This window comes from Streptomyces sp. NPDC093586 (genome assembly GCF_044764905.1).
Lineage (GTDB): Bacteria > Actinomycetota > Actinomycetes > Streptomycetales > Streptomycetaceae > Streptomyces.
This window is the reverse complement of record NZ_JBIWJA010000015.1, coordinates 101,763-117,637: the sequence shown is the minus strand read 5'-3', so window position 1 is coordinate 117,637 and position 15,875 is coordinate 101,763. Positions and strand designations below refer to the sequence as shown.

Below are 15,875 nucleotides of genomic sequence, written 5' to 3'. Positions count from 1 at the left end.
GGAGGGCCGATCCGCGTCCGGCGCGCGTACTCCGCAAGGTGGAGGCTCCGTTCTCCTGTGCGCATAGCCTGGGCCTGTGACGGCGAGGGCAGCGGGAACGGCAGGGGTCGGCGGGACGGGCGACGACCGATGTGGCTGGCGTGGCTGGCGGGAGGCCTCGGCGGACGCCCTGTACGGGCCGGCGGGGTTCTACCGCGGTCCCGAGGGGCCCGCCGGGCACTTCCGTACGTCGGTGCACGCGTCGCCGCTGTTCGCCGGGGCCGTAGCGCGGCTGCTGTGCCGGGTCGACGAGGCGCTGGGCCGGCCCGCGTCGCTCGCCTTCGTGGACATGGCCGCCGGGCGGGGCGAGCTGGTCACCGGTGTGCTGGCCGCGCTGCCCGCGGACGTGGCCGCCCGCACGCGCGCGTACGCCGTCGAGGTCGCCGGCCGCCCCGACGGGCTCGACCGGCGGATCGCGTGGCTGGCCGAGCCGCCGCGCGGGGTGACGGGGCTGCTGTTCGCCAACGAGTGGCTGGACAACGTGCCGGTGGACGTGGCGGAGGTGGACGCCGACGGCGTGGCACGGCGGGTGCTCGTGCGGGGTGACGGGTCGGAGCGGCTCGGGGAGCCGGTGGACGGGGCGGACGCCGAGTGGCTGGCGCGCTGGTGGCCGCTGCCCGGCGAGGAGGGGCTGCGGGCGGAGATCGGGCTCCCCCGGGACACCGCGTGGGCGTCCGCCGTCTCCACGCTCGAACGGGGCTTGGCCGTCGCCGCCGACTACGCCCACACGCGGGACACCCGCCCGCCCTTCGGAACGCTCACCGGCTTCCGGGAGGGCCGGGAAACGGCACCGGTCCCGGACGGTACGTGCGACATCACGGCCCACGTCGCCCTGGACGCGTGCGCGACGGCCGGCGCCGCGAACGGCGCCGGGCGCGGTACGGGGCCCGGCACGGGCGGTACGGGGCCCGGCACGGGCGGCAGCGGGTCCGGCACGGGCGGCAGCGGGTCCGGCACGGGCGGCAGCGGGTCCGGCGCGGTGCGCACGGGCCGCGATACGAGCGCCCCCGTGTCCCACCCGGGCGGCACCGGGCGCGGGGCGGCCGAGGCCGTCGAAGCGCTGCGGAGGCCCGGCCGGCCAGCGTGCGCACCGGCGCGCACGCCCCCCGGGGCGCGGTTGCTCCCCCAGCGCGACGCCCTGCGCACCCTCGGCGTCACGGGCGCGCGCCCCCCGCTCGCGCTCGCCTCCACCGACCCGGCGGCGTACGTGCGCGCCCTCGCGAGCGCCTCCGAGGCCGCCGAACTGACCGCGTCCGGCGGACTCGGCGACTTCCTGTGGCTGCTCCAGCCGGTCGGACCCGTCGACGCCGGGCGGCTACTTGTCGATGTCCCCGACGACGAAGAACAGTGACCCCAGGATCGCCACCATGTCCGCGACCAGCGTCCCGGGCAGCAGCTCGGTGAGCGCCTGGATGTTGTTGTACGAGGCCGAGCGCAGCTTCAGCCGGTACGGGGTCTTCTCGCCCTTGCTGACCAGGTAGTAGCCGTTGATGCCGAGCGGGTTCTCGGTCCACGCGTACGTGTGGCCCTCGGGCGCCTTCAGCACCTTCGGGAGCCGCTGGTTGACCGGCCCGGGCTCCAGCTCGGCGAGGCGGTCCAGGCAGGCGTCGGCGAGGTCGAGGGCGTTGTGGGTCTGCTCCAGGAGGCACTCGAAGCGGGCGAGGCAGTCGCCCTCGGTCCGGGTGACGACCCTCAGGGTGTCCTGGAGTTCGCCGTAGGCGAGGTACGGCTCGTCGCGGCGCAGGTCGAAGTCGACGCCGGAGGCGCGCGCGATCGGCCCGCTGACGCCGTACGCGTGCACGGCCCCGGCGCTCAGGACGCCCACCCCGCGCGTCCGCCCCCGGAAGATCTCGTTGCCGAGCACCAGGTCGTCGAAGACGTCCATGCGCGAGCGCACCGCGGCGACGGCACCGCGCGCGCGTGCGGCCCAGCCGGACGGCAGGTCCTCCTTGAGGCCGCCGACGCGGTTGAACATGTAGTGCATGCGCCCGCCGGAGACCTCCTCCATGACGTTCTGGAGGACCTCCCGCTCCCGGAAGGCGTAGAAGACGGGGGTGATGCCGCCCAGCTCCAGGGGGTACGACCCCAGGAACATCAGGTGGTTCAGCACCCGGTTCAGCTCCGCGAGCAGCGTCCGCGTCCACACCGCGCGCGGGGGGACCTCCATGCCGAGCATGCGCTCCACCGCGAGGACGACGCCCAGTTCGTTGGAGAACGCGGACAGCCAGTCGTGCCGGTTGGCCAGCACGATGATCTGCCGGTAGTCACGCGCCTCGAACAGCTTCTCCGCGCCGCGGTGCATGTAGCCGATCACGGGCTCCGCGCTCGTGATGCGCTCGCCGTCCAGGACGAGCCGCAGCCGCAGCACGCCGTGCGTGGACGGGTGCTGGGGGCCGATGTTGAGCACCATGTCGGTGCTCTCCGCGGCGCCGCCGATACCGACCATGGTCTCCGTCGTAGGAGTCATGGCCACAGTCTCCCCTACGTACGCTGGATCCATGGAGACGGGGAGCCCTGACCACACGGGCACGGCGGGGACGGCAGGGGCGGCAGGGGCCGGGGCCGGCACGGTGGCGGACGAGCCGGTGTGGACCGGCCTGCCGCCGGGACTGCTGCGGATGCGACGGCTGTTGCTGGTGGTGTGGCTGGGGCTGCTCGCTCTCGCCGCCGGCCTCCTGCCCGGACTGCTCGCGGGACCCGTCTGGGCGCTGTCCGCACTGCTGCCGCTGGCCGTGCTGGCCTGGGGCTGGGTGGTGCTGGAGCGCAACTGGCGCTCCTGGCGGTACGCCGAGCGCGCCGACGACCTGCTGATCAGCCGGGGCGTGCTGTGGCGGGAGGAGACCGTCGTGCCGTACGGCCGGATGCAACTGGTCGAGGTGACCTCCGGGCCCGTCGAACGGTACTTCGGGCTGGCCAGCGTGCAGCTGCACACGGCCGCCGCCGCGACCGACGCGACCATCCCGGGCCTGGACCCGGCCGAGGCGGAACGACTGCGCGACCGGCTCACCGAGCTGGGCGAGGCCCGATCGGCGGGGCTGTGAGCACCACGGGCGCCGAGAAGGAGGTGATCGAGCGCCGGCTGCACCCGGTCACCCCGCTGCGACGGGCCTGGGCACCGGTCGCCGTGATCGTCGGGTGGGCCGTGCACGACCCCGACCAGGCGCAGCGCCAGCTGACGAGGCTGACCACGACCACGCTGCTGATCGGCCTCGCCGTGCTGATCCCCGCCGCCGCCCTGTACGGCTTTCTGACCTGGTGGTTCACCCACTTCGCGGTGACGGACGCCGAACTGCGCATCCGTACCGGCCTGCTGTTCCGGCGCACGGCGCACATCCGGCTCGAACGCATCCAGGCCGTCGACGTCACCCAGCCGCTGCTCGCCCGCGTCGCCGGGGTCGCCAAGCTGAAGCTCGACGTCGTCGGAACCGACAAGAAGGACGAGCTGGCCTTCCTGGGCGCCGCCGAGGCGCGTGCGCTGCGGGCCGAGCTGCTCGCGCGCGCGGCGGGCTTCGCGCCCGAGACGGCGCACGAGGTCGGTGAGGCACCGTCCCGGCACCTGCTGCGCGTGCCGCCCGGCGTCCTCGCCGTGTCCCTGCTGCTGACCGGCGCGACGTGGGGCACGCTGGCCGCCGCCGTGGTCGTACCGACGCTGCTGTGGCTGGTCACCCACAGCCTGTGGACGGTGCTGGCGACCGCCCTGCCGCTGGTGGGCGCGGCCGGTGCGAAGAGCGTGGGGCGGTTCGTCGGGGAGTACGACTGGACGGTGGCCGAGTCGCCGGACGGGCTGCGCATCGACCGCGGGCTGCTGGACCGGTCCCACGAGACGGTGCCGCCTGGCCGGGTGCAGACGGTGCGGATCGTGGAGCCGCTGCTGTGGCGCCGGCGTCAGTGGGTCCGGGTGGAGCTGGACGTGGCCGGGTCGTCGAACTCCGTGCTGCTGCCGGTCGCCCCGCGCGAGATCGCCGAGTCGGTGGTGGCGCGCGTGCTGCCCGGGGTGACCGTGCCGGCGGCGACCGCGCTGGCGCGCCCGCCGCGGCGGTCCCGGTGGTGCCTGCCGCTGTGGTGGCACGGCCACGGGCTGGCCGTCACCGACGCGGTGTTCGCCGCCCGCCACGGGCTGCTGCGGCGGAGCCTGGCGCTGGTGCCGCACGCCAAGGTCCAGAGCGTCCGCCTCACCCAGGGCCCGTGGCAGCGGGCCCGGCGGGTCGCCGACGTACGGGTGGACACGGGGGCGGACAAGACCGTGACCGCGCGGCTGCGGGACGCGGACGAGGCGGCGGAGCTGCTGCGCGGCCAGGCGGAACGGTCCCGCACGGGCCGGCGGGACGCGCGCCCGGACCGGTGGATGGCGTGACACGGACCGTGGCGCGGAACGGTGCCGCCACCTGGTGACGGTGCCGGGCCCCGCCCGACCGGCGCCGGTCAGGACGCCGCGCTGCGCAGCCCCTGTACGTCGATCTGCTCGGTCTCGTCGTGGGCGGTCAGGTCGATCACCCGGCCCGCCCCCCGGGGCTCCTCGCCGGCCGGCTCGAGGGCGGCCTCCGTCTCGGCCTCGTGCAGGGCGAGGGCCTCCTGGCCGACGACGTCGGCGAGGTCCTCGTGCTGGACGGCCTCCAGGGCGGCGGGCGACGCCGTCGCGTCCTCGGTGTTCTTCGTGCCGAAGAAGTCGAAGCCGCCCTCGACCACCGGGCGCCGCGCGGGAGCGGCCGGCACGACGGCCACCGCGGTCGGCACCGCGTGGGTCCCGGCGGGCTGCCGGTCGAGCGACTGCCCGGGCTGCTGGGCGGACTCGTCGGCCCGGTCACCGGACCGGCCCGGCGCGGTGGTGGGCGCGGCCTCGTGCCCGTCGGCCGCCGCGGCGGTCTCGCCGCCGTCACCGTCATCACCGCCGCCGTCGCCCCCGAGGGGCTCATGACCCTCACCGGCGGGCGCCTCGGCACCGAGCCGTGCCAGTGCGACGCTCGCCGCCAGGAACAACCGGGAGCCGGCCGGGGAGAAGAGGGCAGGCGTCTCGGGCGCCGCTCCGGCGGACTCCGCGGCCTCTGGGCTCTCGGCCCCCGGCGGGCGTGTCTCCCGCACCGGCGCCGGCCGGGCCGCGGGCAGCGCGGGGGCCGTCGGCGCGGTCTCGATCTCCAGCAGGCGGCGGCCCTCCAGCGCGCTGGCGCGCTCGGTCTCCGCGGTGGCGTACCGGCGCAGCAGGGAGGCGTGTTCGTTGCGCAGCCCCGCCAGCTCCGCGCGCTTGGCGCGCAGCCGGTGCTCCAGCTTCCTGCGCAGCTCGCGCGACTCCTCCAGGTCCGACTCCAGTTCGGCGACCCGTTCCTCGTGACGCCACTCGTCGCTCGCACGCGCGCGCGTGAGGTCGGCGACGCGCTTGCCGGCCTGCGCGTCCCAGTGACGCATGACGACCGCGCCCGCGACCGCCGTCACCGCGGCGGCCGCCGCGAGCGCGCGGAGGATCACCGCCTCGCTGAACACCCAGGGGCCGATCGCGCAGACGACCGATACGCCTGCGATCGCCGACGGAGGAAGCAGCCTGTGCAGAGGCGGGGAATGACGGTGACGTCCACGTGGCATGGCCAGAAACTTACCGCGCGTAGGCGAATGTTGGCGCCCCACCCCCATGAAAACACGGCCGCTTCCGCCGCGTTCACACGGCATCGGGATTCCGCCCGCTCACCGACGGCGGAATTAACTCAAGATCATTTCCAGAAAGCCCGGCCGTCGGCCGGCGACCACGCGTCAGCCGCCGCTCAGCCGCCCGCTGAGCCACTGCAGCGTCGCGGGGATCTCGCGCCGCCAGGTATTGAAGTTGTGCCCGCCGCTTTCGAGGATGATCGACGAGATCCGCGTCGGCTTCTTCTCCTTCACCCGCTCTATGAACTTCAGGGTGTCCTTGTAGTTCGTCTCGCCGGACTTGCTGCTGGTGACGAGCAGCGAAGTGTCGGCAGCGGGCATGTTCTTGACGTACCACCAGAGGTTGGCCCGATTCCGCAGCTCCTTGTCGCCGTGGAAGAGGTCGCCCGTGGTCGGGTCGCTGGGGGCGTTGTAGTACGGGGACAGGCCGCCGCCGGCGGCGTAGACGCCGGGATGGTGCAGGGCGAGCTTCAGCGCGCAGTAACCGCCGGTCGAGTTGCCGATGACTCCCCAGCTGCCCGCTTTCCGGCCCACCCGGTAGTGGGCGGTGACGGCCTCGGGGAGGTCCTTGGCGAAGAACGACTCCGTCTGCGGACCGCCGGGCACGTCCACGCACTCCGTGTCGCGCGGCGGCGCCACCGTGGGCCGCAGCATCACCAGCACCATCGGCTGCATGCGGCCGTCCCTGGCCAGGTCCAGCGCCGTGCGCGGATAGTGGAGCTTGCCCACCAGCGCCTCGGTCGTCCCCGGGTAGCCGGTCAGGACGACGGCCGCGGGAAAGGTACGGGTGCGGTACTGCGACTGGAAGTACTCCGGCGGCAGGTACACCTCGGCGGGCGTCGCGATGTGCGTCGTACGGCCAACGATCCTGACGCTCTGGATCTGACCGCCGATCTCCGGCCGGGCCCCGCCCGCCTGTCGCACCCGTCGTTCGCCGACCACCTTGAGGGGGCCGCCGGTGCCTGCCGCGTGGTCGACCACCACGCCCTGCCCGGTCTCCCGCCCGAACAGGTCGGCCCAGCTCGCGTAGAACCCGAAGGACTGGTTGGCGGCGAGAGCGACCGCGACGAAGACCGCCAGCTGGGTGGCGAACAGCAGACCTATCCTGCCTATGAGAGCGCGCCAGTTCCGCCCGGCCAGACGTGGCCACAGCCACACCGTGCCGACGAACAGCAGCACGCCGCACAGAACCGCCAGCGCCAGCACCTTGTTGCTTGTCAGACCCATGCCTTGCTACCTGCCTACGCTTTCCCACGCGGAGCCCGGCCCCCCGTCGTTCGCGAGGGGTTGTCCCGTAACTGTCCTCTGCCTGTGACGTGGCTTCGAGGAGGGGAGTGAACCTCTCTCCCCGAGACACCGTCTTAGAGGACGCAATGTCGCCGGATGCCCGAAACGGGCCCGGATCCACGGTCTCTCGCAGAACTACGGGTGCGATGTCTGTCAGGACAGATGAGGAAATGTCGGGTGCGGTTCCGGGGGCTGCCCCCAAGACCGCCGGCCCCACGCGCGCGGGCCGGGTGCTGCGCGGGCCGCGTCCGGAGGCCGTGCCCGTCCTCGTCGGCAGAGCCTGCACGCTGGTCGGCCTGCTGAACATAGCCTCGGGTGTCTTCCCCCGCTTCCGGCACAGCCGTATGCACGCCGTCGCCGAGGTGCTTCCCGGCACGGTCGGCCCGTTCGCCGCGGCGCTCTCGCTCAGCACGGGCGTCCTGCTCCTGCTGCTCGCGCACGGACTCAAGCGCCGCAAGCGCCGGGCCTGGCGGGCCGCCGTCGCCCTGCTGCCGCTGGGCGCCGTCGCACAGTTCACCTACCGTCATTCCCTCGTCGGGGTGCTCATCTCCCTGGCGCTGCTCGCTCCGCTGCTGCGCCACCGCGACCAGTTCGCGGCGCTGCCCGACCCACGCAGCCGCTGGAAGGCGCTCGCCAACTTCGTCCTCATGGGCGCCGGCTCCCTCGCCCTCGGGCTGGTCATCGTCAGTGCCCACCCGAACCGCATGGTCGGCGACCCGAGCCTGGCCGACCGCATCACCCACGTGCTGTACGGCCTGTTCGGCTTCGAGGGGCCGGTCGACTACCGGGGCAACACGTCCTGGACGGTCGCCTTCTCCCTCGGCGCCCTCGGCCTGCTCACCGCCGTCACCACCATCTACCTGGCCTTCCGCCCCGAGCACCCGGCCGCGCGCCTGACCGAGGAGGACGAAGAGCGCCTGCGCGCCCTGCTGGCCAAGCACGGCAGCCGCGACTCCCTCGGCCACTTCGCGCTGCGCCGCGACAAGGCCGTCGTCTTCTCCCCCAGCGGCAAGGCCGCCGTCACCTACCGCGTCGTCTCCGGCGTGATGCTCGCCAGCGGCGACCCGATCGGTGACGTCGAGGCCTGGCCGGGCGCCATCGAACGCTTCATGGACGAGGCCCGCGCCCACTCCTGGACGCCCGCCGTCATGGGCTGCTCCGAGACCGGCGGCGAGGTGTGGACCCGCGAGACCGGGCTCGACGCCCTCGAACTGGGCGACGAGGCGGTGGTGGACGTCGCGGATTTCTCTCTCGCCGGCCGCGCGATGCGCAACGTGCGCCAGATGGTCAAGCGCATCGAGCGGGCCGGTTACGAGACCCGGGTACGACGCGTGGCTGACCTCGGCGACGCCGAGCTGAACCGGATCCGCCGGGCCGCCGACGGCTGGCGCGGCACGGACACCGAGCGCGGCTTCTCCATGGCCCTGGGCCGCATCGGCGACCCCGCCGACGGGGACTGCCTGATCGCGACCGCGCACAAGCAGGACGCGGAGCCCGGCGAGTACGGCGACCTCAAGGCGATCCTGCACTTCGTGCCGTGGGGCACCGACGGGGTCTCCCTGGACCTGATGCGCCGCGACCGCTCGGCCGACCCGGGCATGAACGAACTGCTGATCGTGGCCGCGCTCCAGGCCGCCCCGAAGCTGGGCATCGCGCGGGTCTCCCTGAACTTCGCGATGTTCCGCGCGGCGCTCGCACGCGGCGAGAAGATCGGCGCGGGGCCGGTGCTGCGGGCCTGGCGCGGGCTGCTGGTCTTCCTCTCGCGCTGGTTCCAGATCGAGTCCCTGTACAAGTTCAACGCCAAGTTCCAGCCCCGCTGGGAGCCTCGCTTCGTGGTCTACCGGGCGTCGGCCGACCTGCCCCGCATCGGCTTCGCCGCCATGCAGGCGGAGGGCTTCGTCACACTCACCCCGCCGCTCCCCCGCTTCCTGCGCCGCCGGGCGGCCGGTGGACGCCCGTGCGCGCACGGGGTGACGGAGCGGGAGGCACGGGCGGCGTGACGGGGCCGGGTGCGCGGTGGGTCGCGTGGCCCGGCGCTGCCGGGGTGCCTCCCCCGGAGGGGGTCCCCCCCGCTCGGCTCCGCTCGCGCGGGGGCCCCGATTTCGGTCTCCAGCCGGGCGCCGAGAACGGCCTCGGCTTCGCTCGCGCGGGGGGACCCCCATCGCCCCTGGGGGTACCTCCCAGGCCGTTCAGGCACTGGAGGAGGCACGACTGCCCGCAGCTGGGGCGGCGTAGCGCGACAGGTCTTGGCGGACGGGGTGACGGCGGTCAGCCGTGTACGGCGGGAAGGGGACGTGTCGGGGGGTGTCCGCCCGCAGCGGTTGGCGCGTCGACGCCCCGCCTGCTCGTAAGGGACCGATTCCGCGCCGTTCCGAGGACGGACACCCCCCGGCGCGGCCCCGACCCACAAGACCACCCAACGCGCCACCCGCACCCCCACCGAACCCGCACAGGCCGCCGCAGGCACCCGCAGGCACCCCCACCCGCACAGGCGCCGCAGGCACCCACAGGCACCCCCACCCACCCCGCACAGGCCGCCGCAGGCACACCCGCCCACGCGCCGCAGGCACCCGTAGGCACGCCCGCCCACGCGCCGCAGGCCAACGCAGGCATCACCCCACCGCCGCCGGAGGCACCCCCCTCTGGGCCTAGGCTGAACACATGAGCAAGCAGACCGGCCGCCGCCACCTGGCGGGACTGACCGCATGGGACCGCTGTGCGGTCATGGGGGTCGTCAACGTGACCCCCGACTCCTTCTCCGACGGCGGTCGCTTCTTCGACACCACGGCCGCCATCAAGCACGGCCTCGACCTCGTCGCCCAGGGCGCCGACCTGGTGGACGTCGGCGGCGAGTCCACCCGCCCCGGCGCGACCCGCGTCGACGAGGACGAGGAACTCCGCCGGGTCGTTCCGGTCGTGCGCGGCCTGGCCTCCGAGGGCGTCACGATCTCCGTCGACACGATGCGCGCCTCGGTCGCCGAGCAGGCCCTCGCCGCCGGCGCCGCCCTCGTCAACGACGTCAGCGGCGGCCTCGCCGACCCCCGGATGATCCCGGTCGTGGCCGACGCCGACGCCCCCTTCGTCGTCATGCACTGGCGCGGCTTCCTGGAGGGCGGCAACGTCCGCGGCACCTACGCCGACGTCGTCGCCGAGGTCGTCGACGAGCTCCACGCCCGCGTGGAGGCGGTCCTGGAGGGCGGCGTCGCCGCCGACCGCATCGTCGTCGACCCCGGCCTCGGCTTCTCCAAGGACGCCGAGCACGACCTCGTCCTCCTCGCCCACCTCGACCGCCTGCTCGCCCTCGGCCACCCCCTGCTCGTCGCCGCCTCCCGCAAGCGCTTCCTCGGCCGCGTCCTCGCCGGCCCGCAGGCCGCCCCGCCGCCCGCGCGCGAGCGCGACGCGGCCACCGCCGCCGTCTCCGCGCTCGCGGCGCACGCCGGCGCGTGGGCGGTGCGCGTGCACGAGGTACGCGCGACGGCGGACGCGGTACGGGTCGCACGCGCCGTGGAGGGAGCCCGCGCCGTGGAGGGAGCCCGCGCCGTGGAGGGAGCCCGGACGACGGCCCCGGCAAGCGCACCGGCGACGAAGCCGCACCCGAATCCGAAGCCGCACCCGGAGACAGCACCGGCGCCGCAGGCACCGGCGGACAGAGGCGGCCCGGAAGGTGCCCGGTGAACGCCCCTCACGTCGACGTCGAAGAGGTCGAGGCCACCAACACCGCCTTCTACGAGGCCCTCGAGCAGGGCGACTTCGAGAAGGTGTCGGATCTCTGGCTCACCCCGTCCGACCTGGGCATCGACGAGAGCTACCACGACCCGGCGGACGCCGGCGTGGTCTCCTGCGTGCACCCCGGCTGGCCGGTGCTCACCGGCCGCGGCGAGGTCCTCCGGTCGTACGCGCTGATCATGGCGAACACCGACTACATCCAGTTCTTCCTCACCGACGTGCACGTCTCCGTCACCGGCGACACCGCCCTGGTGACCTGCACGGAGAACATCCTCAGCGGCGGCCCCGCCCCCGAGGGCGGTGACGAGCTCGGACCGCTCGTCGGCCAGCTCGTGGTCGCCACCAACACGTACCGGCGCACGCCCTCGGGCTGGAAACTCTGGTCGCACCACGCCTCGCCCGTCCTGGCGGAGAACGACGAGGGCGGCGAGGGCGGCGGGGACACACCCCCCTGACCCGGCGGAAGACGAGAAGTGGCGGGAATCACGGTCCGCCGGGCACGGGAGGCCACCGGCCCGTGAGCCACCGGGTCCGCCAGGGCAAACGCACGGTGAAACCTCCGGACGTCCGCCCGGACCCGCGCCATCCGTGGCCCGGCGCTGTCAGTGCCCGCGGGTAGATTCGACTGAGGCCGGCGCACCACCCGCACGTGGTGCGCACCGGCCGTGACCGACGACTGCAGGAGTGATTCGTGTGGATCGTGTCGCGCTGCGCGGCCTGAAGGCCCGTGGGCACCACGGTGTGTTCCCCAAGGAGCGCGAGGAGGGCCAGACCTTCCTCGTGGACATCGTCCTGGGCCTGGACACCCGGTCGGCCGCGGCCGACGACGACCTGGCGAAGACCGTGCACTACGGCATCGTGGCCGAGGAGGTCGTGGCCGTCGTCGAGGGCGAGCCCGTCAACCTGGTCGAGACGCTCGCCGAGCGCATCGCCCAGGTCTGCCTGAAGCACGAGGGGGTCGAGGAGGTCGAGGTCTGCGTCCACAAGCCGGACGCGCCGATCACGGTGCCCTTCGACGACGTGACCGTCACCATCATCCGGAGCCGTGTATGAGTGTCCCGTTCACCAACGGTCCCAGCGACCCGACCGTCCAGCCGGTGCCCGCGTCCGTCGTCGAGAGGGTGGACGCCGCCGACAGCACGCTGTCCAACCCCCAACGCGCCGTGATCGCCCTCGGCGCCAACCTCGGCAACCGCCTGGAGACCCTCCAGGGCGCCATCGACGCCCTGGAGGAGACCCCCGGCGTGCGGATCAAGGGCGTCTCGCCGGTGTACGAGACCGAGCCGTGGGGCGTCGAGCCCGGCACCCAGCCGTCGTACTTCAACGCGGTCGTGGTCCTGAAGACCACCCTGCCCCCCTCCTCCCTCCTGGAGCGGGCGCACGCCGTGGAGGAGGCCTTCCACCGCGTCCGGGACGAGCGCTGGGGCCCTCGCACCCTCGACGTCGACATCGTCGCCTACGCCGACGTGGTCTCCGACGACCCGCACCTCACCCTGCCCCACCCGCGCGCCCACCAGCGCGCCTTCGTCCTCGCCCCGTGGCACGACGTGGACCCCGAGGCACAGCTGCCCGGCCACGGCCCGGTCGCCGACCTGCTGGACGCGGTGACGCGCGAGGGCGTCGTCCCCCGGGCCGACCTGGAACTCCACCTGCCCGAATAGTCGTTAAGGTCGAGACGACCGAAGTCCGCCGCCGGACGCCCACCGTCCGGGCGTGCGGCAGCCGGCGCCTGAGCCGGACATCCGGGGGAGCGAAGGGGCACCGTGAAAGAGTTGCGCATCAGGATGCTGGCCGGCGTGTTCGTCGTCGCCGGAGTCCTGTCCTGGGCGGGCGCCCGCCTGTGGAACTCGGTCGGAACCCTCCCGAGCGTCCCCCTCGCCGCCCCCATCGTGCTCGCGCTGATCGCCGTGGTCCTGCTGGCCACGGCGCTCTCGATCCGCGCCCGTCTGAAGGCCCAGCGCGACCGCGTCCCCGGCGCCAAGGGCGTCGACCCGCTGATGGCGGCCCGCTCGGTCGTCTTCGGCCAGGCCAGCGCCCTCGTGGCCGCCCTGGTCGCCGGGATGTACGGCGGCACGGGTGTCTTCCTGCTGGAGTACCTCGACGTCCCCGCCCGCCGCGACCAGGCCGTCTACGCCGGCTTCTCGGTCCTCACCGGCATCGGCGTCATAGCGGCCGCCGTGTTCCTGGAGCGGGTCTGCAAGCTCCCGGACGACGAGGACGACAACTCGGGCACGGCCCCGACGACCTGACCCGTCACGGCCCCGGCGATCCCGGCTCGCGCCGTGATCGGCGCACCGGGGTCAGCGCGCCATGATCAGGCTCATCGCCTCGTTACGGGTGGCGGAGTCGCGCAGCTGGCCGCGCACCGCCGAGGTGATGGTCTTCGCGCCGGGCTTGCGGATGCCGCGCATCGACATGCACATGTGCTCGCACTCCACGACGACGATCACGCCGCGCGGTTCCAGGATCTCCATCAGGGAGTCCGCGACCTGCGTGGTGAGACGTTCCTGCACCTGCGGGCGGCGGGCATAGACGTCCACGAGGCGGGCGAGCTTGGACAGGCCGGTGATCTTCCCACTGGTGGACGGGATGTACCCGACGTGGGCGACACCGCGGAAGGGGACCAGGTGGTGCTCACACGTGCTGAACACCTCGATGTCCTTCACCAGGACCATCTCGTCGTGACCGAGGTCGAACGTGGTCGTCAGGACGTCCCCGGGCTCCTGCCACAGGCCCGCGAATATCTCCTTGTACGCCCGCGCCACCCGCGCCGGCGTCTCCTTGAGGCCCTCGCGGTCCGGGTCCTCGCCGACCGCGATCAGCAGTTCGCGGACGGCGTTCTCGGCCCGCTTCTCGTCGAACTCACCGATCGGTTCCTGGCCGTCCAGGGTCACGGGGTCGGTCATCGGGTGCCTCGTTCCTGTCTTCTCGCGTGTCGGCATACGGAAATGCCGCGCCCCCCAGGCTAGAACCTGGGGGGCGCGGCTTACATTCCGGGCCCGGTGGAGCCGCGGGGAGGGCCTGGATCAGCTCTCCGGGCGGTCCTCCGGCGCTCGCTCCGGTGCCGGGGCGGGCTCCGTGGTGGTGCTCTTGGCGGTGGAGATCGCCGCCGTCGCGCCGTTCGCCCCGTTCGTCAGCGCGAGCTCCTTGGGGGAGAGCACCGGCGGACGGGTCGAGGGGGTGCGGCGGGAGGAGCCGGTCCAGGCGGGCCGGGGCGGACGCTTGACGATCGGGGCGAAGATCTCGGCGATCTCCTCCTTGCCGAGCGTCTCCTTCTCCAGCAGGGCGAGGACGAGGTTGTCGAGGACGTCGCGGTTCTCGACCAGGATCTCCCAGGCCTCGTTGTGCGCCGTCTCGATGAGCTTCTTGACCTCTTCGTCGACCAGCGCGGCGACCTCTTCCGAGTAGTCGCGCTGGTGCGCCATCTCACGGCCGAGGAAGGGCTCGGTGTTGTCGCCGCCGAACTTGATCGCACCGAGCCGCTCGGTCATGCCGTACTGCGTGACCATCGCGCGGGCCACGCTGGTGGCCTTCTCGATGTCGTTGGCGGCACCGGTCGTCGGGTCGTGGAAGACCAGTTCCTCGGCCGCGCGGCCACCCAGCATGTAGGCGAGCTGGTCGAGCATCTCGTTGCGCGTGGTCGAGTACTTGTCCTCGTCCGGGAGCACCATCGTGTAGCCGAGGGCACGGCCGCGGGAGAGGATCGTGATCTTGTGGACCGGGTCGGAGTTCGGCGAGGCCGCCGCGACCAGGGCGTGACCGCCCTCGTGGTACGCGGTGATCTTCTTCTCCTTGTCCGACATGATCCGGGTCCGCTTCTGCGGGCCCGCGACCACACGGTCGATCGCCTCGTCCAGCATGTGGTTGTCGATCAGCTTCTGGTCGCTGCGGGCCGTCAGCAGGGCGGCCTCGTTCAGCACGTTGGCCAGATCGGCACCTGTCATGCCGGGCGTACGGCGGGCGACGGCGGCCAGGTCGACGTCCGGGGCGACCGGCTTGCCCTTCTGGTGGACCTTGAGGATCTCCAGACGGCCCTGCATGTCCGGCCGGTCGACGGCGATCTGCCGGTCGAAGCGGCCCGGGCGCAGCAGCGCCGGGTCGAGGATGTCGGGCCGGTTCGTCGCGGCGATGAGGATCACGCCGCCCTTGACGTCGAAGCCGTCCATCTCGACGAGCAGCTGGTTCAGCGTCTGCTCGCGCTCGTCGTGACCACCGCCGAGGCCGGCACCGCGGTGGCGGCCGACCGCGTCGATCTCGTCGACGAAGACGATCGCCGGGGCGTTCGCCTTGGCCTGCTCGAAGAGGTCACGCACTCGGGAGGCACCGACACCGACGAACATCTCGACGAAGTCGGAACCGGAGATCGAGTAGAACGGCACGCCCGCCTCGCCCGCGACGGCACGCGCGAGCAGGGTCTTGCCGGTACCGGGCGGGCCGTACAGCAGCACGCCCTTGGGGATCTTGGCGCCGACGGCCTGGAACTTCGCCGGCTCCTGGAGGAACTCCTTGATCTCGTGGAGTTCCTCGACGGCCTCGTCCGACCCGGCGACGTCGGCGAACGTCGTCTTCGGGGTGTCCTTGGTGATGAGCTTCGCCTTGGACTTGCCGAAGTTCATGACCCGGGAGCCGCCGCCCTGCATCTGGTTCATCAGGAACAGGAAGACGACCACGATCAGGACGAACGGCAGCAGGGACAGCAGGATGCCGACGAACGCGTTCTGCTTGGACGGCGACACGGTGTAGCCGTCGGGGATCTGCTTGTCCTGGTACTTGTTCTGCAGGGTGCCGGCGATGGTCACACCCTGGTCGCCGATGTAGCTCGCCTGGATCTTCGAGCTGCCCTTGATCTTCTCACCGTTCTTGAGCTGGACCTTGATGGTCTGCTCGTCACCGGTGGTCAGCTTGGCCGACTCGACCTTGTTGTCGTTGATCGCCTGGACGACCTGGCCGGTGTCCACCGTCTTGTAGCCGCCGGACGAGCCGACGACCTGCATCAACACGACCACGGCAAGGACGGCCAGCACGATCCACATGACCGGCCCACGGAAGTATCGCTTCACGTCCATCCACACGGAGCGGTGCCGCCCCGTCCCTCCTGCCATAGTGAGTTTGATAAGACAGTTCTTCTGACGGTACCCCAGCCTGGTGGCCCGAAGCCGCACAGGACGGCCGACGTCCCGTCTTCATGC

At 72.9% G+C, this 15,875-nt stretch carries 14 protein-coding genes; 9 read left to right on the top strand and 5 right to left on the bottom strand.

Going from position 1 to position 15,875, the window contains the following annotated elements; all coding sequences use genetic code 11:
* Window positions 1-76: 76 nt before the first annotated feature.
* The gene (locus ACIRFH_RS18045) at window positions 77-1,390 is read left to right on the top strand and encodes an SAM-dependent methyltransferase (RefSeq protein ID WP_403521607.1); all 1,314 of its coding nucleotides are present in this window, start codon (window positions 77-79) and stop codon (window positions 1,388-1,390) included.
* Here the strand turns inward: ACIRFH_RS18045 and ACIRFH_RS18040 are convergent.
* Complete coding sequence (locus ACIRFH_RS18040) at window positions 1,355-2,506, bottom strand: NADH-quinone oxidoreductase subunit D (protein ID WP_403521605.1); 1,152 nt, start codon at window positions 2,504-2,506, stop codon at window positions 1,355-1,357. The genes ACIRFH_RS18045 and ACIRFH_RS18040 overlap by 36 nt on opposite strands.
* A 31-nt stretch (window positions 2,507-2,537) precedes the next feature.
* Between ACIRFH_RS18040 and ACIRFH_RS18035 the strand changes: the two genes are divergently transcribed.
* Together ACIRFH_RS18035 and ACIRFH_RS18030 are read left to right on the top strand one after the other, a co-directional pair.
* Window positions 2,538-3,080 (top strand): PH domain-containing protein, encoded by a 543-nt coding sequence (locus tag ACIRFH_RS18035; RefSeq protein WP_403521603.1) that lies wholly within the window; start codon window positions 2,538-2,540, stop codon window positions 3,078-3,080.
* Window positions 3,065-4,393, top strand: a complete 1,329-nt coding sequence (locus tag ACIRFH_RS18030) for a PH domain-containing protein (RefSeq protein ID WP_403521706.1) — start codon at window positions 3,065-3,067, stop codon at window positions 4,391-4,393. Before ACIRFH_RS18035 ends, ACIRFH_RS18030 begins: the two co-directional genes overlap by 16 nt.
* 68 nt (window positions 4,394-4,461) lie before the next feature.
* Here the strand turns inward: ACIRFH_RS18030 and ACIRFH_RS18025 are convergent, their stop codons facing one another.
* Window positions 4,462-5,613, bottom strand: a complete 1,152-nt coding sequence (locus ACIRFH_RS18025; RefSeq protein ID WP_403521601.1) for a hypothetical protein — start codon at window positions 5,611-5,613, stop codon at window positions 4,462-4,464.
* Window positions 5,614-5,778: 165 nt separating this feature from the next.
* On the bottom strand, window positions 5,779-6,900 hold the full coding sequence (locus ACIRFH_RS18020) for an alpha/beta hydrolase (RefSeq protein ID WP_403521599.1): 1,122 nt from the start codon (window positions 6,898-6,900) through the stop codon (window positions 5,779-5,781).
* A gap of 230 nt (window positions 6,901-7,130) precedes the next feature.
* Here ACIRFH_RS18020 and ACIRFH_RS18015 point away from each other — a divergent pair, with 230 nt between their 5' ends.
* The 6 genes from ACIRFH_RS18015 (at window position 7,131) to ACIRFH_RS17990 (ending at window position 12,935) form a co-directional block, all read left to right on the top strand.
* Window positions 7,131-8,960 carry a phosphatidylglycerol lysyltransferase domain-containing protein gene (locus ACIRFH_RS18015; RefSeq protein WP_403521597.1) on the top strand — a complete coding sequence of 610 codons (1,830 nt, stop codon included), beginning with the start codon at window positions 7,131-7,133 and terminating at the stop codon, window positions 8,958-8,960.
* Window positions 8,961-9,621: 661 nt separating this feature from the next.
* Window positions 9,622-10,635, top strand: a complete 1,014-nt coding sequence (gene folP / locus ACIRFH_RS18010) for a dihydropteroate synthase (RefSeq protein ID WP_403521595.1) — start codon at window positions 9,622-9,624, stop codon at window positions 10,633-10,635.
* Complete coding sequence (locus ACIRFH_RS18005; protein WP_403521593.1) at window positions 10,632-11,141, top strand: nuclear transport factor 2 family protein; 510 nt, start codon at window positions 10,632-10,634, stop codon at window positions 11,139-11,141. Before folP ends, ACIRFH_RS18005 begins: the two co-directional genes overlap by 4 nt.
* A gap of 238 nt (window positions 11,142-11,379) precedes the next feature.
* Entirely contained in the window at window positions 11,380-11,739 is a 360-nt protein-coding gene (gene folB / locus ACIRFH_RS18000; RefSeq protein ID WP_403521591.1) for a dihydroneopterin aldolase, read from the top strand.
* Entirely contained in the window at window positions 11,736-12,347 is a 612-nt protein-coding gene (folK, locus tag ACIRFH_RS17995; RefSeq protein ID WP_403521589.1) for a 2-amino-4-hydroxy-6-hydroxymethyldihydropteridine diphosphokinase, read from the top strand. Before folB ends, folK begins: the two co-directional genes overlap by 4 nt.
* 102 nt (window positions 12,348-12,449) lie before the next feature.
* Window positions 12,450-12,935, top strand: a complete 486-nt coding sequence (locus ACIRFH_RS17990; RefSeq protein ID WP_403521588.1) for a DUF3180 domain-containing protein — start codon at window positions 12,450-12,452, stop codon at window positions 12,933-12,935.
* Window positions 12,936-12,986: 51 nt separating this feature from the next.
* Here ACIRFH_RS17990 and folE read toward each other — a convergent pair whose 3' ends face one another.
* Both folE and ftsH read right to left on the bottom strand, forming a co-directional pair.
* Window positions 12,987-13,592 (bottom strand): GTP cyclohydrolase I FolE, encoded by a 606-nt coding sequence (gene folE, locus ACIRFH_RS17985; RefSeq protein WP_403521586.1) that lies wholly within the window; start codon window positions 13,590-13,592, stop codon window positions 12,987-12,989.
* 120 nt (window positions 13,593-13,712) lie between these two features.
* Window positions 13,713-15,752 carry an ATP-dependent zinc metalloprotease FtsH gene (gene ftsH, locus ACIRFH_RS17980; protein WP_403521584.1) on the bottom strand — a complete coding sequence of 680 codons (2,040 nt, stop codon included), beginning with the start codon at window positions 15,750-15,752 and terminating at the stop codon, window positions 13,713-13,715.
* Window positions 15,753-15,875: the final 123 nt, after the last annotated feature.